Source organism: Enterocloster sp. OA13, from assembly GCF_022440595.1.
Lineage (GTDB): Bacteria > Bacillota > Clostridia > Lachnospirales > Lachnospiraceae > Enterocloster > Enterocloster hominis.
Genome location: NZ_JAKNTF010000001.1, coordinates 2132185 through 2155745 on the forward strand (window position 1 = coordinate 2132185; position 23561 = coordinate 2155745).

Below are 23561 nucleotides of genomic sequence, written 5' to 3' on the forward strand. Positions count from 1 at the left end.
CCTGTTCATTCAAATTTGATTTCCTCCACCAGTTTCATGCTGCGGCTCTTAAGGATAGGGACAACGGAACCAATCAGGGTAATGATGATTCCCATGCCGCCAGCGGTCAAAAAAGTGGAGGCGTCCAGTTTCGGCGTCATCGCAATTTTGGGACCCGCTACAAGGAAGATTGTCTGAATTTCCATATAGGAAACAAAAATAGCAATGACCGAACCAATCAGCCCAGCGGAGAAACCTTCAATCAGGGTCAGTTTGACATTTTGGCAATTGGAAAGTCCCACCGACTTATACATGGCAATGCTACGCCGTTTTTGCATGTAGTTGATAAGCAGATTATTGATTACTCCCACGGCTGCCAACAGCAGGATGAAATAAATCATATTGTGCATGGGCTGTAAAAAGGCGCTTACGGTTGACAGCGCGTCCGCATTAAATTCCTCCACTGTCCGGCTCCAATTTGCGGTTTTACCAAATAGGCCTCGGATCTGTACCATTATGGCGTCCGGGTCGGCGGCAGTGTAGGCGAGGAAGTCATAGCTGGATGGGTTAAAATCGGAAACCGCGTTAGTGGAAGAAATCACCGCTTCCACGTCCGTGGCCCTTGATTTGAAACTCCCCACAATCCGGTAATCATTTTGTCCGGCAGCGCCAGTCAGGGTGATGGCATCCCCTACGGAACGTCCGGTACGTTCCAAGCATGCCTCGCTGAACAAAATAACCCGTTCATCGGAAAACGCTGAAAGAGCCTGTTCCTCCATGTCCTTTTCCGTATAATGAAGCCCCATCATGGAGCCGTACCTGACCAGGTTGTCGGTTGCCTCCAAGCGGCTCAACATCGTGCCGTCTGCCTTCATTTGGTTTTTGTAAACATAGAGCGGCAGCACTTTTTCAATTCCCTCCATTTCCTTAACCTGCTCCACAAATTCCGGTCCCATCGTTCCATCCGCAAAGCCCTGCAGCTCTGCGTCCCGGAATACGTCGCCCACATAGGTTGTTACAAAGTTACCAACATTCGTAATGGCAATCACGGCGGAAATACTGATAAACAGCAATGTTATATTCTGGGCAGTATTTTTGTTATCCCGCATATTACGGGCGGCAAGCCTGCCCACGTTTCCCAAAACAGCGCAATAGATTACTTCCAGGCCTCTGGAAATCAGGTCCGTCATCAGCGGAACGGTTAGGATTGCGGCGGCAATCAGCCCCAGCAGGGAGATCCCGCCAGCTAGGTAAAGTGCCTTTCCAGATATCAGCTTTGGAAGGATGATTGAGGCTGCAAAAAGTACGGTTCCGGCGCCTATGATAAAACGCCTGGGGATATGGTTTTCTTCCACATGGCCCAACACTACATCCTTAATCGGTAATCTGCTGGCCCGGCGCACAGGAAGCCATGCGGAAAGCAATGAGACAATGACTGCGGCGGCAAAGGAAAACAGGATACTGTATGCCGGGATTATGACAGGAATCTGGATTCCCTGGGAAAGAGATTGGTCCATCCCCTGTAAAAGCAGTTTCAGGGCCAATGCGCCAACGGGAATCCCAATCAGGCCGCCTGTCACACCATACAGCATACTTTCTAATAGAAGAATGCGGGTTACGGCTTTTTGCGTTGCGCCAATGCTTCGGAAGGTGCCGATTACCGGTAAGCGGTCTAAGGTAATAACCTTATAGCTGCCATAAATGATAAAAATACTCATTGTCATGGAAAAGAAGCTGATCAGGAAAAACGGCATGGATTTTTGCCGTGCATCTGCGGAAACCTGCGCCTCGTTGACCACTTCGGAAACCCGGTATTCCCCGTCAGGCAGCATTGCTGCCAATTCATTTTTTAAATCAGCAGTGGAAGTTCCCTCTGCAGGCTCTATTAAAATTTTTGTATAACCTTCAGTACTGCCTAATAATCCGGACAATGTGGCCAAAGGCACAAGGGCAGTGGCTCCTCTCGTATGGCGGAGAAAAATTGTATCATAAGCGGCAATTTCCGCAACTTCCAGAGACACCGTTTTCCCTTCCATCTGAAGCGTAATGGCATCGCCCGTTTCAATTTTATATTTTGAGGTAAAACGGTCTGGAAGGATGACCTGATTCCCGATAAAATCCGTGATTCCGCCACCGTTTGCAAGACGGGGAGGATTGATCTTACTTAGCTGGTTTAAGTCGGCAGCAATCAGGTCAACGGTTTCATAATAGCCGTTTTCATGATAGAGGGCCGAGCCTTCCATCACTCCTGCAACCGTCCGGATGCCAGGCAATTCTGGAATGATGCCGATGTCTATCCCCCCATTTACTGCGGTTACAGAAACCGTTGCACTGCCGGCTGCCCCCCGCGCCAATTTCCGCTGTGCACTTTCATATGACGCGCCTATGGAAAATGATACAAACAACAGGGTAGTGGAAAGCAAAATGGATAACAGCATCACAAGGGTCCGCGTTTTTCTTTCTCTAACATTCATAAGAATGTATTTATAAATGACTTTCATGTGAACACCTACTTTCTAATGGACGGCCTTTTTGCACCCTCCCATCATCCTGCCCTCCCCTTCAATCAAAAAGGTTGGCAGCTATCACTAACATCATGATAGTCTGCCAACCTTAATCTGATTTTCAGGCAACCTTAATTAACCTTAATCAGTCAAAAAGACGATTTGGAATTTTGTCCCGGTATCGGGGATGCTGGCAACGGATATCATGCCGCCGTGCAGCCCGATAATATCCCTGGCGATTGCCAATCCCAAACCGCTCCCCTCTGGTTTTTGTCCGGTATTGGTTCCACGGTAATATCGGTCAAAAAGGTGCCCGGTCATCTCCTCTCCCATCCCCTTTCCATTATCAGATACATCAATTTTTAATTCAGTATCAGAGGCTGATACACATAAGGCGATTTCAGTAGTTTCATCGCCATGCACAAAGGCATTGATGATTAAATTGCGAAAGGCTCTTGTAAAAAGTTTCTGGTCAAATGAAAAGATTATGGAATCTGCCGTGCCTTCAAAATGTATGGTGCGTTTTTCATATTTCGGGGTATTCAGAATGTCAATCGCCAGTTCTTTCAGAAAACGGACAATATCCTGCTTTTCCCTGTTTAGGGGGAGCATTCCATTTTCCAACTGATAGGTCAGCTTTAAATCATCAATCAGCGTTTCTATGTAAGAAACGTTTTTTAGTATGATTCCAGCATATCGTCTGTACTGTTCTTCACTTTGGCCGCCAGTGTCCCCGAGTATTTCCGCATAACCCTTAATGGGGGAAAGCGGCGTTTTCAAATCATGGGTAATGTTGGAAATCCATTCCTCGCGCATTTTTTCTGTTTGGACCTGCAATCGGTCACCGGCCCTGATTTCCTCGTTTAATGTGTTCAGGCTATGATACAAATCACGGAACACGCCTGAATCTTTAACAGGGAGATAGCAGCGCCCTGAAATTTCCTGGACGGCAGTGGTCAGCCGTTTCATCGCCCTTGTTGTAAAAAGCCCATAGAGAACGCCTGAAATCAGAACAAGCAGGAAAAGAGCTGACAAAATCGGTAAGATTATCATCCTGCCGCCTGTAAACCGCTCTCCGTTCAGATACATCGTAACCTTTGAGATATTAACAGGAAAATATAAAATATAAGTGTACCCGCTTTCAGCATTGGAAACCGTACCCATACAAGCAGTTAATCCACTGTCTTTTATCCGGCCGGTCTGACAGAGCTGTAACAAATCCATACTGGAATAGGCCGTATCTGCCTGTTCCGGTTTCTGATAGCTGAATACTTCACGGCCAGAAACATCTAAAAGCTGAAGGCCGATTCCATTGTCCTGCAGGGCAGTAATCCCGGATTGCTTAATCCGGGGGACCATATCAATAAAAATAATCTGCTCCTTAAATTCGTCTGTAAATAGCTGGGGCCAGTCGCTTCTTGCCATCTGGCCATCTGCCTTTTGAATGGTAATCGTTAAAAAGAAAAGGCTTCCCGCTAACAGGAAAGTGCCAAGCAGCGATAAAAAGAAAATCATGTATATGTGGAATACTGTACGATAGCCAGACCGTTTCATTTAATCAATCCTTTTTTTGAGCTTATAACCCAACCCCTTCACGGTGATAAGCTGCTGCGGCTGAGAAGGGATATCCTCAATCTTTTCCCGTAAATGCCGTATATGCACCATAATCGTGTTGTCACAAATAGAACTGTATTCTCCCCACACCTGCTCGTAGAGCCGTTCCTTGCTGATGATTTTATCTGCATTTTCCATGAGGTAGGTAAGCAGGAGATATTCACGGCCTGTTAAGCCAATCTCCTGCCCACCTTTATAGGCCCTGCAGCTTTCTTTATCAATCCTAAGGGGACCGACAGTTAAACTGGTTCCTTCCTGCAATGGGGAAGCAGTCTGATACTGCTGGCGGCGAAGCTGGGCCTTAATGCGGAATACCACTTCGCGCGGACTGAACGGCTTCGTAACGTAATCATCCCCACCCCAGGAAAGGCCGAGGATTTTATCGACATCGTCATTTTTTGAGGATAGGAACAAAATGGAGCAATAAGAAAATTGCCGGATCTGTCTGCAGACTTCCAATCCGTCAATATCAGGAAGCATGATATCCAGCACAATTACATCGGGCTGGAAGTCCCGGCAGATTTTCAACGCGTCCGTCCCGTTATAGGCTTTCTGGATAACACGAAAACCTTCTTTTCTCAGCACTTCTTCTACTAAATCAACAATGTCCTTTTCATCGTCAACCAGCAAAATTTTATTTTCCATTGTTCACCATCCGCCCTCTTTCTTCTGCTGCCCACAGCCTCTTCTGCCTGCGTCCCTTGATATCATGTATTCCATACAGCCACTTCCATGGATACATTATAATTCTGCTGTATGAATAATACAAGTAAAGATAATGGATATTCATTTTTCCATCCAGTCTATTTATAAGTATAAAATAAATTCACTCCCCTGTCCCGCCTGGCTGTTTACCCGGATGCGCCCTCCGTGTTTCTCCACGATATCTTTCACAAGGGCCAGACCCAGTCCCGCCCCTCCCACAGACCGTGACCGTGACTGGTCAACCCGGTAGAATGGTTCAAAGATACGCTCACACTCTTCTTCGGGGATTCCTATGCCTGTATCTGATATCTTTATGATTATGTTCTCCTCCTGTCTGCTGGCTGAAATGGATATGGAGCCATTTTCACGGTTGTATTTTGCTGCATTTTCAATCAGGTTACTCATTGCCCTGTAAAGCATGACGCGGTTTCCAATCAGTTTTATTCCCGACAGGCCGCTGAGGGACACACTCAGGTGCTTTGCATCCAGCTGAGGGGACAGCTCCTCCAGGATTTCCGCAAACATTTCTTCCGGCAGCACTTCCTCACACATTTCACTCTTTTTTTCTGCTGTCAGCTGGAACAGGCTGTCCACCAGACGGATCATCCGCTCGGTGTTGGTCCTGACAATGGACAGCACTCTTTTAATCTGGTCAGCCGAAGCCTTTTCCTCCATGTCCAGTACATCCAGATTCACCAGTATGGTTGCAAGCGGGGTCTTGAGTTCATGGGCGGCGCTGGCTGAAAAACGCTGCTGGCGTCCAAAGGAAGCGCTGACTTTGTCCATCATATGATTAAAGGAGCTGGCTAGCTGTCCAATCTCATCCTGCCTGTCCTGATGCTCAACCCTGCGGGACAGGTTATTGCCTCCTATCTCTTCAATGGTGCCGGTCAGTTCCCCCAGCGGCTTCAGCGCCTTCCCCGCCATGAGCCAGGTTGCTCCGGTTCCCAGGAAAAGCATGAGGATCAGCCCTGCAACTCCCCATATATTAAACTGGTTGCCGGCCTGTTTTATGGTAAATGTAATTTCACCTGCATCTGATTTATCCAGCTCCGTCCTGGATAATACAATATCGTACTCAGCTGACTGGGCAACAAAGCGCTGCTGCAGGTTGCGGACAAAAATACGGTCAGCGCCAACCAGGAACATCCCGGTCAGCATGACCGCAACACATGCCATCACCATTGCTGACAGAAGAGTCAGGCGTGCACGAAGTGATATTTTTTTTAACATTTCTTCTCCTCCCCGCCAATGAGATAACCGGCGCCCCTGATATTCCTTATGATTTCATCCTTGGTAACAGCAAGAAGCTTACGGCGGATGACACTGATATAAACCTTGACCTGATTGGAAAACGGGTCTGCCTCACTGTCCCACACATGTTCCATCAGTTCCTCGGCGCTCACCGGTCTGCCCATATGCATCATCAGATATTCGAGTATGGCAAATTCACGCATGGTCAGCTCCAGCGGGATTCCGTTGCAGCTTGCAGTCCTTGCATTTGTATCCAGGCAAAGGCCGCCCCACATCAGGGCGGCATCTGCCTGGGTGAAAGAACGCCGGAGCAGCATACGGATACGCGCCTCCAGTTCCTGGAAATGAAACGGCTTGGTAAGATAATCGCTTGCCCCGCCGTCCAGCCCGGCTATCTTATCCGTAAGTTCCGAGCGGGCGGAAAGTATCAGTACCTTTGTGGGATTTTCCTGGGACTGTATGTGCCTGAGGACTTCCATACCATCCATGCCTGGGAGGTTCAAATCGAGTACCACCAGGTCGTAGTGGTTGATATAACATAGCTGGGCGGCTTCTGCACCGTCACCCGAGGAGTCCACGGCATATCCGAGTTTCCTCAGCCCGTAGCACAACGCCTCCCGCATATCTTCCTCATCCTCAATAATTAAAAGCCTCATAGCACACCATATCCTTCCATTAGCTTATATGATTTTGGAATCAATACATCCCGCAATCCGGTTAATTGACGGAAACTCCCTTAGACTTAGTAACATAGACCCTGCTGCCATCTGCCATCTCGATATAGCGGTTGCCGTTTTCATCGGTTTTCTGAGGCGTCAGCTTCTCCCTCACAGCCTTACCGTCTGCCTGTACAATGGAAACCGTGACACCATCTTCCGTATCAAAAAACTGGACTCCGTTTTCACTGCCTTTTAAGTCAGGTATGGTCCTGTCTGTCCTGCTGCCAGCGGCATCTCTTACTGTGACGGTATAACAATCCTCCTGTTTCGTTTCCGCTGCAAATGCAGGAATCCCAAGGGTTGCGGCTGCAATGGCTGCAATAGCCAGGCTGGTCATCATTCTGTGTTTCATCATAATCTGTTACCTCCGGTTATATTGTATTTTTATTAGTACTGAGATGTGATCACGCATTCATTATATACAATATAAGGTTAAAACACGGTTAGAAATCCCTGCCCGGCTAAAAATCCTATCTTGCAGGAAAAGTGACGGTAAAAACAGTTCCTTTCCCCAACGTGCTTTCTACCCGGACGGAACCACCCATGGCCTCGGCCGTTGTCTTCACGATATACAGGCCCAGGCCGCTGGAACCGTCCTTTTCCCCGCGCTCCGGCGATACTTTATAGAACCGTTCAAAAATATGGGGCAGATGGGCGGCGGCAATCCCTTCACCGGTGTCTGACACACGGAGGGCGGCCCTGTTGTCCACGTCCCTGGATATGCACAATGAAATACTGCCTCCTTCCGGAGTATGGCGCAGCGCATTGTAAACTAAATTATCCAGAACGCTCCAGATTTTATTTTTGTCGAGTTGAAGCTCCAGCATACCCTCTGCCCGGGCCAGGAAGGTAATCCCCTTATCCCGCACAAGGTCGCCGTACTTCCTGTCCGCCTCCACCATGAGCTTACCGGCAGATACCCACTCCGGATGATAGACAGCGGTCCCTCCCTCCATGCGGGTAACCTCAAACAGGTTGTGGATGAGCCGCTGAAGGTCCAGGTTCTTGTGATAGGCTATCCCAAGGTATTCTGTCCTCTCCTGTTCACTGGAGGCAATCATCTCATCCCCCAGCAGTTCCAGATAGTTATTAAGCACGGTCAGGGGCGTCTTAAGGTCATGGGAAATGTTGCTTATCATTTCCTGAAGGGCTGCCTGGGAGGCTTCCAGCTGTTCATTGGCATGGTTGAGCTGGGCCGTGCGCTGCTTAACCAGCTCCTCCAGGTTGGCATTGAGCCGCTCTGCCTCCTCATGGGCCTGGGCGTAGCTGCGCGACAGCATGACGCACTGGCTGAGGATCAGGAACATGTTAGGCACGATTCCAGGGACAAACATATCCCCTTCAAATACTGTTTTTGTCAACGGCCCATAAAACAGATAGGTTACCATACTGCATAAGTACAGGAGACGGTAGGGATCCCTGCCGATATTTCCGGTCCGGACAGCCAGGAAGATGGAGATGACATAGGGAATCATGACTATGAACATGCCGTTCACTGCTGCTGCATAGGGCAGCACACAGATTCCCGCCATGGGCAGGATAAAACAGACCAGGTAAAGGACACGCAGGAAACGCCCCAGCCTTATGGAGAATGCCTGCACCATAAAAAGACAGATGCACAGGCTGTGCAGGGTAAACAGCAATAAAAACACCCGGCTGAGCACAAAGCCAATCCCACCCGGAAGAAAATACTGGACCAGGGCATTGCTCTCCATTCCCAGACGCAGCACCGTGGTCAGGCAGATCAGGCTGAAGGTCAGGTACAGACGTTCCCGCCTGCGGAAAAAATAGAGGAACAGGTGGTATACCCCAATCAGCAGGATCCCGCCTAGGGCAGCTGCCACCACGGTGCGCTGCCAGAACACATGGTGGATGAGGACCGTATCCCGGCCCATCAGGATTGGATAGAAAATGCCGCTGCCGTTCATACGGTAATTGGCTGCCTGGATGACCAGCTCCAGGGTGCCGTTGGGGGAAGCTGCCGCCAAAAGTTCATTGCGTACCCCGGTAACCGTATCAGCGTCCGATCCACCTACCGTTCCGGCGCCGTAGAATTCTTCTCCGTTAATCCAGATAAGGGAAGATGACATGATTTCGGGGATATGGAGAAGATATACCTGCCCGGGAGGCGTCAGGATTTTGAGCCGGTAGGTTGCATAGCTAAGTTTGGGATACCCCATCCTGGTCCAGGGACCGGGCAGGTCAATGTACTCCCCGCCTTTAGCAGTTCCCTGCCGGAAGTCCTCTGGGGTGTAGAGCTGGCCGTGATAGAATTCCCACTGCCCGGACAGTGCATATACCTGGGAAGTAAAATCCGTCCCGCGGACGTCAAGGACACCTTCCACTGCCTCCGGCCCTTTTAAGACAAAGGGCTTGGAGGCAGTAAAAAACAGCGCCAGACACAGGGAGAAAATAAGCAGGAATATAGCAAGGAACCGTTTCATAGTCTTATCCCCGTTTCTGATTTTGGTAAGAACCTGTATCCTTCCCCGCGCACGGTTTCAATCCGGCCGATGACGGATTCTGATTCTTCCAGCTTGTGCCTGAGGCGGGTGATATGGACTGCCACGGTATTGGCCGGGTCAGGCTTCCCGGTACGCCATATCTCATGGTAAAGTTCCGCCGCCGAGAGGATCCGGCCGGAATTGCCAAGAAGGAACAGGAAAAGCTCAAATTCCTTCTGCGCCAGGGGGATGATCCGGTTGTCAATCCGCAGAAGCTGGTTCTGGTGGTCAATGACAAACCCTTTCATGGAACTTCGGCGCACCTGCGCATACACACGCGCCGCCAGTTCCTTCAGGCTGTATGGTTTGGTGATATAGTCATCCCCTCCGGCCATCAGCCCCTTTATCTTGTCCGCCTCATCGTCCATACAGCTAAGAAACAGGATTGGGGCGCTGGTAAGGGAACGGACAGCTTCACAGAGTTCAAATCCGTTCATGTCCGGAAGCAGTACATCCAGCAGGATACAGTCATAACCCTGCCTTCCCAACAGTTCCAGTGCATCGGCGGCACAGACCGCAGTATCCACCTGATACCCCCGTGCCTCCAGGTATTTGCGGTTTGTCCGCAGTATATCCGGTTCGTCATCGACTGCCAGCAGCCGGTAGGAATGCTCCATATATAATCCTCCAATTTAAAAAGTGAATGGGCCTGTTGATATTGAATGAATTAACGGTTCATATGAGTCTGTTGATATTGAATGAATCACACGGTTCATGTTTCATGAATTATATTCGAACGCAGGCGGTTTGTCAATCATAGAAGATCCTGCTTTTTCGGTGCGGTCTGCTGCAATGGATAAAAACTGAAGAAAAGTTTGATATCCTTGCGGTCCGAAATGGATTCCTGGAATTTCTTCTGAATCCGCCTGATGATCTGTTCCATGTTCTCACAGGCCGCCCCCGGCGTCATGATAAGGAACTGGCAGCTGCTGTACCTGGTATAGAGGTCGCCGAAACGCAGGGATGAACAGATGCTGTCCTTCAGCCTGCCTGTCAGGAATTCACGATCCTCCAGTGCGACGAAGGAACCGAACTGGTCTGTGACAGAGATGAGGATAATCTGTACATTAAGACCTGTCCTGCCCAGGTTCCTTTCTAAAAAACGGAAAATGGCTAGGAATGTCCGGTAGTCCTGGCTGCCTGCTTCATGGGCAAACTCAGGCTCCTTTAGCTGCCTGCATATGTATCTCATATCATGTGGCGCTGCCGGCAGTTCGTTCCTTGCTGCCGAATCCGGGTGGCAGTCCTCCATGGAGGACTCATAGAGATACAGGGCCTTTTTCCGTTGCTGTTTGCCAATCCTCAGGGCCAGGTCAGCCCGCCTGTACAGTGTCCGGAACGTGTCGTTTTTGCGGACCAGGTCAGCGCCTATGGTCAGTTTCAGGCTGTTTCCGATTCCCATATCCTTACCGGCCTGGACCGCCCTTGAATGAAGCCGTTCCACCTTGGAATCCACCAGTTCATTCCTGTATTCACCTGGTATGAAGATGGCAAATTCATCCCCGCCCATGCGTCCGATGATATCCTTTTTGAAAAAAAGAAATCCCATGATACGGGCCAGCTCCTGAAGGACCAGGTCCCCGGTCAGATGTCCGTAAACGTCATTAATATCCTTGAAATGGTCAACATCAAGCATAAGGAAGATGCCGCCCTTTTTATTTTTGAGTAAGTCTCCCACCTCCTCTTCCATTGCTCCGCGGTTCAAAAGCCCTGTCAGTGAATCATGTCTGGCAAGTATCCTCAGCCGGTCATTTTCCACCTGCAGTTCATCCATTTTTTTCATTTTCTCACCCCTGATATGTAGTAGTTGCCGTAAGACAGTGCCGGGCTGGATGAACAGATTTGTTCATCTTCCCATAAACGACGAAATGCGAACACGTTTTTCACGTATCCGCATTTCAAATCTCTTATTGATAGCTTTATTATAACAGAATATATGGCATGATTCAACCGTGAAATTTCCACTCGGCTGCCAACTTATAGAAATTTCCACTCAGCCGCCAATCCATAAAACCTGCAACCGGCAGCCAGGCATCCCGTCCCTTACTGCGGTGCAACCGGCAGCCAGGCGTCCAACACCGCCTTATCCTTCCTGACTACCAGGCCGCTGCCGCCTGCATGCTTCACATCCTCCACCATACTCACAAGAAGAAGTGGCGCGGGCTGTCCCGGGTCCGCTGTATAGACGGCAAACCATCCCAGCTCCGTTCCGCTGGTATCGGTCTTGGATGCCTTGATTTCCGCTGTCCCTGTCTTGCCTGCCAGCGTAAGGTCCTCCCTGTACGCGGCCCGTCCCGTGCCTTCTGGTGAAGACACCACCTGCTTCATGGCATTTTCAATCCTGTCTGTGATTTCAGGTGTAAATACACCAGGAAGCCACACCTCCGGTTCCATGTCTTTGTCATGGACCAGCCGGGGTTTCATCACATTTCCCTTATTGGGGAACATGGTATAGAGGGAGGCCAGATGGATTGGATTGACCAGTACCTGGCCCTGCCCGTAACCGCTGTCCGCCAGCTGGATTTCCGTCTCAATGCGCTCCGTATTGGAATACTGGGATTGGGCCACGGCGATTTCAAAGGGAAGGTCCTGGTTAAAGCCCAGGCGGTCAAGTCCGGAGGCAAAGGCATCATATCCGGTTTCCAGTGCGGCCTTTGCAAAGTAAATGTTGTCGGACAGCACCATGGCGTGTTCCAGTGTGGCCGGGTTGGTGTTGTGGAGGGTGGTGACATGATAATTCCCCCAGCTTTCGTCCTTTTGCCAGCTCAGCCCCTCTTCCCCATAATCACGGTCCGGGTCCAGGGTTCCTGCATCCAGGCCGATGGCGCCCGTTATGGGCTTAAAGGAGGAACCGGGAGCAAACCTCTGCCTGAAACGGTTCAGCAGCGGATTGCGCCCATCCCCGTTCAGCGCGTCCCACTTTTCCTGGGACATACCCAGTATGAAATCATTGTTGTCATAGGACGGCGTGCTCACAAGGGCCAGTACCTCGCCCGTATAAGGATTCATGGCGACAGAACAGCTTTTATCCTCCTTAAATGCCTGATATATGGCGCTTTGAAGACCGCTGTCTATGGTAAGGGTAATGTTCCTGCCGTCCTGCTTGGGGATGGCTGCCAGCACCCGGTTCATGGAACCGTCTTCCCGGATGATGGCAACCGTGCATCCGTTGGTGCCCCGCAGTTCATTTTCAAACAGGGCCTCCATGCCGCTCCGCCCGATGACACTGTCAGTCAGATATCCTTCCCCGGCATGTTTTTCCAGGTCCTCTGCCGTCACGTTCTGTACATATCCAATCAGATGGGAGGCCTGCTCCCCAAGGGGATAGGAACGGACCGGCGTATCCGTGATCATGATGCCGGGTATTGTCAGAAGCTCATCCTGAAGGGCGCGGTCCTGCAGGTTCTCCTCACTTGGCGCCCCGGACTTAAGATTCAGCTCATCTACCTTTTTAAGCGTCTTTAAGGGTACCAGGGAATCGCCTTTCACCCATTTCGCGCCAAGTTTTTTTTCAATGCCCTCCGTGGAAATTCCCAGGAGGGATGAAAGGTGCTCCATGTCTTGGCCAGGCTCGGCGCTCATCTTTCCAGGAACAAGGCCAACCAGGGATGCGGCGCCCCTGCCTGCCAGAAGCGTTCCGTTCCTGTCATAGATTTCCCCGCGTTCCGCCTTTTCCGTATACACCCGGACCTTATCTGTTTTGCTGAACTCAGGAAATATGACCCGGTCATTCCAGGACATATGGTAATATCCCTCCTCATCCCTTACAAAGGTCACCTGATTGGGGAATGAGACTGCACCTGCCACTGTATCCAGGCTCATCTGGTAATTCACCACGGCAATATTTTCCTGCGGCTCCTCCACGCTTTTGATGTCAGCCTGGATATGGGAGGCCTCAATGCCTTCATATATGTTCTGATTGCGCGCAACAAAATCCTCCAGGCTTATCTCCCGGCGGCTCTGGTCATCCAGCATACCGTACATTTCCCCATAACTGCCCTGGGACAGGAAGGAGACATACCGGACAAACAGTTCATCCGGCTTTGGGATGGCTGCCTGATTCCTTGCCTGTATATAATAATAAGATGCGCCGCCCATGCCGGCACCTGCCAGTACAATCAGCACAAGGGCCAGTATGAGTCCCTTCCCGCCTCTTCTTCCTCTCCGGCGGGTCCGTCTTTTCATGCTTCCTGTCATTTAATGCCTCCCATGGTTTTTATCGTCATAGAGGAGGTAGCGGACCAATATAAGGCCCAGTCCTCCGACAATCCCTATTAATACATACAGAAGTCCCATTTCTGCCGTGCCTTTTCCGCCGCCCCATCCCTGGCTTATGGAAGGATCCTTAAATTGGCGGGTGATATCATTTCCATCCTTGTCCAGCAACTGGATTTCCTTTGCAGAAAGGCGGATCTGTGCATTATCCTTAAGGCCCAGTTCTTCCCGCACTTCCTTAAGGTCCTTGAGCCATAGGAAATCCGGTTCTTCTATCTGATAAATCTGCTCATAGGACGTTTCCGCCCCAGTACCTTCCTCTGATGTTATATAGGTAATCCGGAACGCGTCCATATCCTGGCAGTCATCGCCTGCCAGCGCCAGCAGTTCCATATCGCCTCCCTTAACCCGCAGCTGTTCCGCATGGATTCCAGCGGTGTATGGAAACGGACTGAGACTTGCATCCACCGGACGGTATCTGCCGTTGATTCCCCGTATCAGATGGACGAGGCCATGAATGTTATCCTGGTCCCCGGCACCGTAGAAAATGAAAAGATGTTTATTTACTTTCCGTGACGCAATCACACGCAGCGGGTCACCGGGCTGGACCGAATGGCGGCTGTTGTTCCCAGCGGTATCTGTTATATAATCAGCAACCGCCTCCTTCTGTCCCTTGGCAGTATCGGCATAATGAAATTCCGAATCATACAGCGCCCATATGATGATAAGGGTGACCACCGCGGTAATTGCGGCAAGAAGACGCCGGAACCTGTTATCCGGTTGTCTGTTAGTGGATTCAGTCATGATACGTTCCCTCCCTGCGGTTGTTTTTCCTGAAATGTACAGGTATAGTATACTATATCCGCGGATGGGAGTTATTAAATATTTATTGTGATTTATCAGCTATTTTTCTGTACTGGTACGGGGAATGTCCGGGGATGTCTGTTGTCCGGCGGGTTTAGCCCAGCATGCGATGGCATACCCGTTCCATACAGGCGCGGGAAATCCCGCATCCTTCCAGAAAACCTTTTATCCCATGGGGGTAGGATGCAATATGATTATAAGCTTTGTCAATATCCTCTGCATCTGACCTGACCAGGTAGTGGTATCCGTTCTGGCTCAGATAGGCAAACTGAGGGTTCCTGGTCAGATTCGTGAATGACTGCATGTAATTTGTCTCGCAGTCCTGTCTGTCAACACCTGCCAGCATCAGCAGCATTAAAGCCAGGACCCCGGTCCTGTCCTTCCCTGCCGTACAGTGAAAGAGGATACAGCCATCCGGGGCCTCATCCATCTGCCGGAACAGCTGTCGGATCACATCCTTGCGTTCCAGCAGGGAGAGATAAAGGCTGCCTAAATCCTGCAGGCTGTCTAATGCCCCTGCCTGCCCTTCCGGCGAAATGTCCGCCTCCATGAACGGGATATGGCAGTACAGGATGCTATCCAGCAGTTCCTGGCTGTCAGGCCGTTTTTTAGTCTCCCCTGGGCTTCGCAGGTCAATTACCGTTGAAAGGCCGTAAGCCAGCAGCATTTCCCTGTCCTCTGCAGTCAGGCCGGACAGCTGGTCCGACCTTAAAAACGCGTGCCACGCAGTCTGATGCCCGTCCATTGCAGGCAGTCCTCCTAATTCCCGTACATTCTGTGCCCCTTTTAATGGGAGCCTGATCCAATTCCGTTTCATATTCCTCTCTTATCCTCCATGTAATCCGTAACAATGATATCATCTAACATGCAAACGCTGTCCTTCCATTCCTGTCATATCACGCTGCTGCCAGCAGTCCTTACCTTGCGAACCTTCCCCTTGATGGTCTTTGTCTGAAGCTGCTCCAGCACCATGGGGCCTTTCCTGTTGAGTATCTCCACATAAGTAAGGCTTTCCCTGATATCGATGATCCCGATATCCTCTGCCTCCACCCCGTCAATGCTGCATATGGTTCCAACGATATCCCCTGTCCGCATCTTGGATTTCCTGCCGCCCCCAATGGACAGGCGCAGGATGGAATGGTTCAGGGCTGCGTCCTTACCTGCTTTGGGCGCTGCTTTTTTCCGTTGGAGTGCCCAGAATTCCTTTTCCTCTGCCTGGTCCGGTTCGGGGAGGGGGTTGACCGGCAGGGTGGTTTCCATATACTCTTCTACTTTTTTAAGCATCCTCAGTTCATCCTCAGTCACAAGGCTGACTGCCCGTCCGGACTGCCCGTTCCTGCCGGTGCGGCCAATCCGGTGCACATAGGTCTCGCGCCCTGTCGGGAAATCATAGTTCACCACCAGGGAAATGCCTTCAAAGTCAACGCCCCTGGCAGCCACATCCGTGGCAATCAGGTAGCGGAACCCGCCACGGCGGAACGCGTCCATATGCTTAAGCCTCTCCGCCTGCTCCATTTCCCCGTGGATCATACCGCAGAAAATACGGTCCCTGCGCAGCTTCTGGAACAGCACATTGACCATTTCCCTGGTTCCGCAGAATATCATGCAGCTGTCCGGGTTTTCCTTTATGAGTATGTTCTTAAACGCGTTGTATTTATTTTCCTGCAAAACCTGATACACGGACTGTTGGGTTGCAGGCGGCGCCTTAACCTCATCTTCCATGGAAATGAACACTGCTTCTGACACAGCCTCACCCATCAGTTCCCGCACCTGTCTGTCCAGGGTGGCTGAAAACAGGAAGGTGCTCCTGTCTTTTGGAAGCAGGGAGAGGATTTGCCGCACCTCATCCAGAAATCCCATGTCCAGCATCAGGTCCGCCTCGTCAATCACCAGGAAACGGACCTTTGAAAGGCAAAGGCTGCCCCTGCGCAGATGGTCCATGACCCGCCCCGGGGTACCTGTCACGATATGGGATTTCTGTCTCAGGGTCTGAATCTGCTTATCAATAGGGAATCCTCCGAACACAGCCGGGACCTTCAGCCGCTTCTTCCTTCCCACGAGGAAGATCTCGCGGCTTACCTGTACGGCCAGCTCCCTGGTCGGTTCCAGTACAAGGGCCTGGGGAAGGTTTTCTTCCCAGACGGCCTGCTCACAGATAGGGACTGCAAAGGCCAGTGTCTTGCCTGTCCCGGTCTGGGAACGGGCGGCGATATCCTGTCCGTTAAGAGCCTTGGGGATTACGGCCTCCTGGATGGGCGTGGGCGTCATGTAGCCCAGAAGTGTCAGCGCGTCAAGGATTGGCTGTGATAAATTATATGCTTCAAAGTTATTTGTCATATGGTCTGTTTGTCCTCTTTCTATAGTCCTCTGTTGTCCACTATCAACATGTTTAATTTCTGCCATTTCTGCAATTCCTTCCTGGTGATGAGGAGCTGCTGCTTAAAGCTTTCCGTGTGCTCCTGGGGTGTCAGGGTCACAAGGCATTTGAATGCACAGGGCATTAAGTCGGCGCTGGATATCCCGCACAGCAGCCCATCCGTGGAATCCCGGATTTCCAGGGGATTGAAGATATAGAGCAGATCCTCCTCCAGGGCGTTGCACTGGTTCACAAAGGAAAAGCGTATGAGCATATCACTGTAGACCACCTTTCCAGTATAATATATCTCACTGCTTCTTCCCGTGGGCGTCACGGCGCTGATGGACAGGGTTGCCTCAAAGTTTCCCGGCGAGTTTTCCCTTTCATAAATATCGATGATTCCGTCCTTCAGCCGTTTGTAACGGCCGTCATAAAAATAAAAATACAGCCGTTTGGCCTGGTAAAAGGGACTTTTGGCAGAATGGTTCAGGAGCTGCTTCGGGGTCTTTGGAACCGGCGGGCTAAAATCCATCAGCTGTCCCGGACTGACCATCAGCACATCCGCTATCTCAGACAGGGTCTCCACGTCCAGCGTAATCTCGCCATTTTCATATTTGCTCACACTGGCCCTGCTTTTGTGAATCAGGTCCGCCAGCTGCTGCAGGGTCAGTTCCCTGGCCTTCCTGTACATGCGGATGCGCCCGCCAATGTGTTCATTGATTTTGCTCATGATTCCTCCTGACCTATCCGGAAAGTTTCTTTAAAATATATTCTTGTCCGCATCTGATGCGTCCAGTTCCCTATCATACACTATCTTCCCGGATAATTCTACTCTTAATAAACTTTTATGCGAAAAAGTTTATTTTAATGAAACACGGACACATTTGATTTATAAAGCAAATCTGATAAACTATTTGAGGTTTTCCTTTTAGATAAGGAATCATAAAAACATAAGAATAAACGGGGGATTTTATGGATACCAAAAAGAAAAGCAGCTTCAGCGGCTCCATCGGATTTGTTTTATCCGCGGCCGGAAGTGCGGTTGGTGTGGGAAATATATGGCGCTTTCCCTATCTTGCAGCCAAGGACGGGGGCGGCCTGTTCTTAATCATCTATCTGGTCCTGGTGCTTACCTTTGGGTTTACGCTTCTGACCACGGACGTTGCCATTGGAAGGAAGACAAAGCAGAATGCGCTCAAGGCATTTGGGGCCATCAACAAAAAATGGAATTTCCTGGGATATCTCACATTCCTGGTTCCTGCCCTGATCATGACCTACTATTCCGTAATCGGGGGCTGGGTCACGAAATACATTGTCACTTACATGACTGCCAGGGGCGCGGAGGCGGCCCAGGACGGATACTTTACATCCTTCATCACCTCCAAGGCCTCTCCCGTCTTTTTCATGCTGGTATTCCTGGCTGCAACCGCCTTTATCGTGTACCGGGGCGTGGAAAAAGGGATTGAGCAGTTTTCCAGGATCATCATGCCCGGATTGATTTTCATGATTGTGGGTATTGCGCTTTTCTCACTTACCCTCAGGTACACGGATGGGAACGGGGTCACACGTACGGGACTTCAGGGACTGGGGGTATATATCATTCCCAGCCTGGATGGAATCACCTTAAAGCGCTTCCTGGAAATCCTTCTGGACGCCATGAGCCAGCTGTTCTTTTCCTTAAGTGTTTCCATGGGCATCATGATCACATACGGTTCCTATGTGAAAAAAGAGGTAAACCTGAACCGCTCCTTAAGCCAGATTGAATTTTTTGACACGGGTGTTGCGTTCCTGGCCGGGCTTATGATCATTCCTGCCGTGTTCGTGTTCTCAGGAACCGAAGGCATGGCTTCCGGCCCAAGCCTGATGTTTGTGTCCCTGCCAAAGGTATTTAACGCCATGGGCCGGGCCGGCGCACTGATTGGCCTTGTCTTCTTCATCATGGTGGCATTTGCGGCCCTGACCTCCTGTATCTCCATCATGGAGACGCTGGTTGCCAACTGCATGGAGCTGTTCCACAGGTCCCGCCGCCAGATGAGCCTGATTATTGCCGTTCTGTTCGCTGCCGCTGCCGCAGTCATCTGCATGGGATACAATATTTTTTACTTTGAAATGCCCCTGCCAAACGGACAGACCGCCCAGCTGCTGGATTTGATGGATTATATCAGCAACAGCTTCCTGATGCCGTTCATCTCATTGCTGACCTGTATCTTTGTGGGATGGATCATCAAACCGTCCTGGATTGACGAAGAGATGGAAGTAAATGGAAATGTATTCAGACGTAAGAAGATGTACGCATTTATGATACGCTATGTGACGCCTGTCATGATGGCGGTCCTGTTTTTACAGTCAGCAGGTATCTTTACCATGCTCCGCGGTTTATTTACATGATAAGGCGCAGCAGATATCCCGGACAGGGCAGTTAAAAGTTGATATGTATTAAAATCATTGAGAAAATCCAGGATTCCTGTGCCAAGGCAGGATTCCTGGATTTTCTTTCGTGTCATCGGTTCAGGGCCATGTGCGGCCATGGATATTTACATGAAAAATGAGATGACCGGGAACGCAATGGCTGCGATGATACAGGCAATGGCCTGACCATACTTTTCTTTATGGCAGCATATCTTAGCGCCAATCAGTGGTACTAATGAGAATAAAAGACTATTCACCCAATGATACTTTTCCGGATCAATAAGCCTTATGGTCATTGCGTGGTTTGCAAGCCCGTATACAATCAGGATTATGGCACACGCAGGTAGGAGCAGCGGATCAATCATTCTTTTCATGACTACATCCCCTTTCACGGCAGGAGTTGTGCAGGCATAAGCCTGTCAGTTATCGTGGTTTCACTGAATCTTCCCCATGTTGGGAAAATACCGGAACAGGACCTTGGCCTTTATCTCATCCTTTGTCACATAGGGGTCCTCCCACCCACGTGCGTCAATGGAATGATTCCTGTTATCGCCAAGCATCAGGTAACAGTCCTCAGGCACTTCAAAGTGGTAGTCCTTTGAATCCATGGCCTCCGGCAGATAGGACTCCTGAAGCGGTATGTCTGAGCCGTTGATATAGACCTTGTCTTCCCGGATATCAACTGTCTCGCCAGGCAGGCCGATGACCCGCTTTACCAGCCGTGTCTTATCCTTTCCCGGCTCTGCCTTGTGGGTAAAGATGACAATGTCCCCCCGCTCAGGTGTGTTCCCGAAATGGTAGGAAAGCCTGGAACCAAGGATCCGGTCGCCTGTCATGATGGTATTTTCCATGGAAGCCGAGGGAACCCGGCTGTTTGCCACCACAAAGGTATTCAGGCAGAATGCGATTACTGCCGCCACGATGATGATCTGAAGCCATTCCAGGATTTCCTTCTTCATGCCCTTTGGCTCCTGTTTGTCTGTATCTGTCTGTTTTTTCATGGTAATCCTCACATTATTTTTTAATCTTTGATACGGTGTGACTATCCCTGCCTATGCTGCCGCCTGCCCCTCCTGACATCCATGACGATACAACCGGCCAGGGCGGCTGCCGAAACAACCGTCACAACCAATATGGCCCTGCCGTCAGGATTGGCCAGCCACCGTTCCCCGGCAAGCCGGTACCTGATATGGCAGCAGGCAAGGCCGTTAATGAAACACAGAAATGCAATCAATCCCCACAGACGCCATTTATTTGCCCTCATAAGCCTCTCCTTTCGTGTGAATCCTGTGTTTTATGAAACAGAATGGATAACTACTTTTATTCTAAGTTAGAAAGGAAAATATGGATAGTATATATTCTATTAAGATTTTATGACAAATCACACAGGATCATTTTTTCCTGATGAATTGCATGCCTTCGTAAATCCTCACCGGATTCCCGCGTTCCAGGCGGGTGTGTTCCAGCCATGCCAGTTCCTTTTCCTTCTGTCTGTTCTCCAGTTCCATATCTGCAAGGATATCGCACAGGCGGTTCATGGCCAGCTTTTTATTCATGTGCTGGCTGCGGGCCTCGGTGGACACAACCGATATCCCGGTGGGGACATGGATGATGCGCACCCCTGTCTCCACCTTATTCACATGCTGACCGCCCTTGCCTCCGCTGCAAAAGGTTTCAAAACGCAGCTTCATATCCTCCCTGGCATCAGGCAGCTGTTCCAGGATACTCACGTCAATGAACCAGTTCTTCCGCCTGTGCTCCGGGCGGAACGGGCTTTTGCATATCCAGAGCACGCTGCCCTCCAGTTCCCGCATATCTTCTTCTGTCTCAAACATGATGGAGGAATACCCTCTGCCTGTTTTTCCGTGGACACTCTGGACCAGGCGCATATCCCTCCTCTCCTTTTGGAGCTGTCTGTAAAATAATCCCACTGCCAGTTCGCATTCCGCCGGGCCCTGCCCGGAGCTGATCTGTACCCTCATATCCTCACCTACCCTTTAAATGTGATGAGCGGGCGCAGGGTTGCGACCACATCAACCAGTCCATATTCCAGCAGTGACTCCATAACCTGTTCCACGTTCTTGTATGCCTCGGGCGCTTCTGCGAACAGCAGGTTGGTGTCGTGGCACACCACCTGGCTTTTATACCTGGTGCTGCGTATGGAATTGCGGTCGTATTTGCGGTCAATCCGGCTTTTACAGATGCTGCGCGCCCATTTGCGGCCTGCTCCATGGGAAATGGAATCCAGGGATATGTGTGTATCCCTGCCTGGAACACACACATAAGTCAGGCTTCCCCTGGAACCGGGAATGACCAGGGCATGGTGTCCGGCCGACACGCTTCCTTTCCTGTGCAGCCATCCTTCCCTGGTCTGCTCCACATAATTATGGCAGCTGTCCGTCAGCCGTTGCGTCCGGCTGTCAACATTCAGGTAATCCAGAAGCTTGACAGCGGCAGCCAGCCGGTTGCGCCCGGCCCACAAAAGCGCATTGTCGTGTTCCGCCAGGTAAGCATCCGCCTTGGGGGTACCCTCCTTAAGTCCATCCGGCGAATAAAAACGGGAAAGGATTTCCTGCCCATAGCCCCTGGAGCCGGAATGGATTAAGAGAAAGATCTTTCCGTCCATAAGCCCCAGCTTTTCCGCCCTATCCACATCATACACCTGGTCCAGGCACTGAAATTCAGCAAAGTGGTTGCCTGCACCGATGGTCCCGAAATCCCGGATGGGACACGCCTCCGCATAGGGAATGTCACATGGGATGTCTTCCAGTCCGCGTATGGAATTTAAACGGGTTACCCATTTATCCATCTTAAATTTCTTCTGTTTTACCTCTGTCTTAAAAAGACTCATTCCGCAGCCGATATCATTTCCAATCAAATGGGGATAAAACCTTCCCTGGCTGAGAACCGCCATTCCGACCGGCGTCTTGCCCGGATGCAGGTCCGGCAGCCCCACGGCCCTTATGACCCCGGGCAGCCTGCCCACGCCGCAGAGCTGGTCCTTGGCAGCCTGCTCCACCCAATTCTTCTGATTACTGATCAATATGCAATTTTCCTGATTCAAATCTTAAATCTCCTTCATAAGCTGACAGGTAAAAAAGGGTACAAAAAAACACGACAACAAGCCGTGCGCAAAAAAACATATCATACGCCAGTCCCTGTCTGATTTACACTGTTATCTTGTTTTCACCTGATCCATCTGATTTGCCAACATAACAACCACTCCTTTGCTTATGAAGGACCGCCGTCCCACTTATTCTAGAACTTACTATAATGGGAAAGCCGGAAAATGTCAACCACTAAACAGAAAACTTTTATTTGCGGTTGATGAAATACTTAACCAGCTCAATCACAATTACAACGGTAAGTACGGTAACGGCCGTATTGACCGGATTTTCAAACAGCTTTGTGAATAACTCTCCTGCGCTCATGATCCTGTCTCCATTCGTTTAATAACCCTTATTATAATATAAAAATATGCGTATGGCAAGGCGTAAGGCTGACAGGGATGAAGATTCAAACACAACCTTGGACATGAAGGAAATGAAATCAATATCTTGGACAATATGTACAAAAAGCAGGGGGAAGGTTTGTGTAAATCAGAAAAAATAGTGATAAGAGAAGACATTTTCAAAATTAGCATTGACATTGGACATAAATGAATATATTCTAAAAGTGAACATATTCACTTTTGGCGGGAGTATTTATACATAAAAGACCGCCGGGTTAAGATCTGGTCCGGCGGTCTTCCTCTATCCAATGGTCTATGAGGGATAATATATCGTTTTTAACGGTATCGTCATGGAAGAAGTATCCAACCTTCTTCCTGGTCACTTCGGAATGGGCATACTGGATGGAATCCAGCACACTGGCATGGGATAACAGAATCTCCTTCCCCGTATGCGGGCAGAACTCTCCCAGCAGTCCGGCTATCCGCTCCAGGTAAAGCTGCGATGCCTCCCTTACCCCCTCGTAGTTCTTTCCAACGGTCACCTGGTCCTCCTGGGCTGCTTTGGCAAGCCGGACGGTCTTTTCATCCCGGTCAAAGGCATTGGAGTTGTCAATCAGGTAATCGGCCAGCTCCCGCGGGGTGCGCAGGTTCCCGATTTCCTCTGTGGAATGCCGGATGAATGTTATGGCATGTTCATTCCAGATATCAGCCAGCACATCCCGCTTTGTCTTATAATGATTGTAAAATGAACCAATGGAATAACCGGATTCCTTCACGATGTCATGTACGCTGGTATTCCTGTATCCCCGTTCCTGGAAAAGTTTAAGGGCCGCGGCCTTAATCTCCTGATGGGTCATTTCCGATTTTTCTTTTTGGCGAAGGCTCATATTGATTACCTGCTTTCCCGTGTTTTATCTGTTCCGGGTTTTATTATAGCAGGAATGCTGCTTTTTGTGAAGATAATCCAATCAACCAAACATTCAAGGA

The 23561-nt window shown here is 50.1% G+C and carries 21 protein-coding genes; 1 reads left to right on the forward strand and 20 read right to left on the reverse strand.

Translation table 11 applies throughout. The features are described 5' to 3' along the window. Positions 1–5: 5 nt before the first annotated feature. The 14 genes from MCJ35_RS09415 to MCJ35_RS09480 form a co-directional block, all read right to left on the reverse strand. Positions 6–2480 (reverse strand): ABC transporter permease, encoded by a 2475-nt coding sequence (locus MCJ35_RS09415; RefSeq protein ID WP_240299455.1) that lies wholly within the window; start codon positions 2478–2480, stop codon positions 6–8. 144 nt (positions 2481–2624) lie between these two features. Then, complete coding sequence (locus tag MCJ35_RS09420; protein WP_353656066.1) at positions 2625–3707, reverse strand: sensor histidine kinase; 1083 nt, start codon at positions 3705–3707, stop codon at positions 2625–2627. A 330-nt stretch (positions 3708–4037) separates the two neighbouring features. Continuing rightward, the gene (locus tag MCJ35_RS09425) at positions 4038–4742 is read right to left on the reverse strand and encodes a response regulator transcription factor (protein WP_025487322.1); all 705 of its coding nucleotides are present in this window, start codon (positions 4740–4742) and stop codon (positions 4038–4040) included. A gap of 162 nt (positions 4743–4904) precedes the next feature. Beyond that, positions 4905–6035 (reverse strand): sensor histidine kinase, encoded by a 1131-nt coding sequence (locus MCJ35_RS09430; protein ID WP_008725754.1) that lies wholly within the window; start codon positions 6033–6035, stop codon positions 4905–4907. Then, the gene (locus tag MCJ35_RS09435) at positions 6029–6712 is read right to left on the reverse strand and encodes a response regulator transcription factor (RefSeq protein WP_008725756.1); all 684 of its coding nucleotides are present in this window, start codon (positions 6710–6712) and stop codon (positions 6029–6031) included. The genes MCJ35_RS09430 and MCJ35_RS09435 overlap by 7 nt, the downstream gene beginning before the upstream one ends. Positions 6713–6773: 61 nt before the next feature. Then, positions 6774–7130 (reverse strand): hypothetical protein, encoded by a 357-nt coding sequence (locus tag MCJ35_RS09440; RefSeq protein WP_025487321.1) that lies wholly within the window; start codon positions 7128–7130, stop codon positions 6774–6776. A 115-nt stretch (positions 7131–7245) separates the two neighbouring features. Further along, on the reverse strand, positions 7246–9219 hold the full coding sequence (locus MCJ35_RS09445) for a sensor histidine kinase (RefSeq protein WP_025487320.1): 1974 nt from the start codon (positions 9217–9219) through the stop codon (positions 7246–7248). Beyond that, entirely contained in the window at positions 9216–9896 is a 681-nt protein-coding gene (locus MCJ35_RS09450; protein ID WP_008725762.1) for a response regulator transcription factor, read from the reverse strand. Before MCJ35_RS09450 ends, MCJ35_RS09445 begins: the two co-directional genes overlap by 4 nt. A gap of 137 nt (positions 9897–10033) precedes the next feature. After that, positions 10034–11062, reverse strand: coding sequence for a GGDEF domain-containing protein (locus MCJ35_RS09455; protein WP_025487319.1), 1029 nt, complete (start codon positions 11060–11062; stop codon positions 10034–10036). A gap of 260 nt (positions 11063–11322) precedes the next feature. Next, entirely contained in the window at positions 11323–13476 is a 2154-nt protein-coding gene (locus tag MCJ35_RS09460) for a penicillin-binding transpeptidase domain-containing protein (protein WP_353656067.1), read from the reverse strand. Beyond that, positions 13477–14298, reverse strand: coding sequence for a hypothetical protein (locus tag MCJ35_RS09465; protein ID WP_025487317.1), 822 nt, complete (start codon positions 14296–14298; stop codon positions 13477–13479). Between the two features lie 154 nt (positions 14299–14452). Beyond that, positions 14453–15175, reverse strand: coding sequence for a tyrosine-protein phosphatase (locus tag MCJ35_RS09470; RefSeq protein ID WP_025487316.1), 723 nt, complete (start codon positions 15173–15175; stop codon positions 14453–14455). Between the two features lie 74 nt (positions 15176–15249). Then, positions 15250–16695, reverse strand: a complete 1446-nt coding sequence (locus MCJ35_RS09475; protein WP_025487315.1) for a DEAD/DEAH box helicase — start codon at positions 16693–16695, stop codon at positions 15250–15252. Positions 16696–16715: 20 nt separating this feature from the next. After that, complete coding sequence (locus MCJ35_RS09480) at positions 16716–17444, reverse strand: helix-turn-helix domain-containing protein (RefSeq protein ID WP_025487314.1); 729 nt, start codon at positions 17442–17444, stop codon at positions 16716–16718. Between the two features lie 242 nt (positions 17445–17686). Between MCJ35_RS09480 and MCJ35_RS09485 the strand changes: the two genes are divergently transcribed. Continuing rightward, on the forward strand, positions 17687–19102 hold the full coding sequence (locus tag MCJ35_RS09485) for a sodium-dependent transporter (RefSeq protein ID WP_025487313.1): 1416 nt from the start codon (positions 17687–17689) through the stop codon (positions 19100–19102). Between the two features lie 146 nt (positions 19103–19248). Here MCJ35_RS09485 and MCJ35_RS09490 read toward each other — a convergent pair whose 3' ends face one another. The 6 genes from MCJ35_RS09490 to MCJ35_RS09515 form a co-directional block, all read right to left on the reverse strand. After that, on the reverse strand, positions 19249–19497 hold the full coding sequence (locus MCJ35_RS09490; protein ID WP_025487312.1) for a hypothetical protein: 249 nt from the start codon (positions 19495–19497) through the stop codon (positions 19249–19251). Between the two features lie 60 nt (positions 19498–19557). Continuing rightward, positions 19558–20124, reverse strand: a complete 567-nt coding sequence (gene lepB / locus MCJ35_RS09495) for a signal peptidase I (protein WP_025487311.1) — start codon at positions 20122–20124, stop codon at positions 19558–19560. 41 nt (positions 20125–20165) lie between these two features. Then, the gene (locus tag MCJ35_RS09500; RefSeq protein WP_008725781.1) at positions 20166–20387 is read right to left on the reverse strand and encodes a hypothetical protein; all 222 of its coding nucleotides are present in this window, start codon (positions 20385–20387) and stop codon (positions 20166–20168) included. A gap of 127 nt (positions 20388–20514) precedes the next feature. Continuing rightward, positions 20515–21105 carry a peptide chain release factor H gene (gene prfH, locus MCJ35_RS09505; RefSeq protein WP_025487310.1) on the reverse strand — a complete coding sequence of 197 codons (591 nt, stop codon included), beginning with the start codon at positions 21103–21105 and terminating at the stop codon, positions 20515–20517. Between the two features lie 8 nt (positions 21106–21113). Beyond that, positions 21114–22187, reverse strand: coding sequence for an RNA ligase RtcB family protein (locus MCJ35_RS09510; RefSeq protein ID WP_025487309.1), 1074 nt, complete (start codon positions 22185–22187; stop codon positions 21114–21116). 662 nt (positions 22188–22849) lie between these two features. Then, the gene (locus MCJ35_RS09515) at positions 22850–23461 is read right to left on the reverse strand and encodes a TetR/AcrR family transcriptional regulator (protein WP_025487308.1); all 612 of its coding nucleotides are present in this window, start codon (positions 23459–23461) and stop codon (positions 22850–22852) included. Positions 23462–23561: the final 100 nt, after the last annotated feature.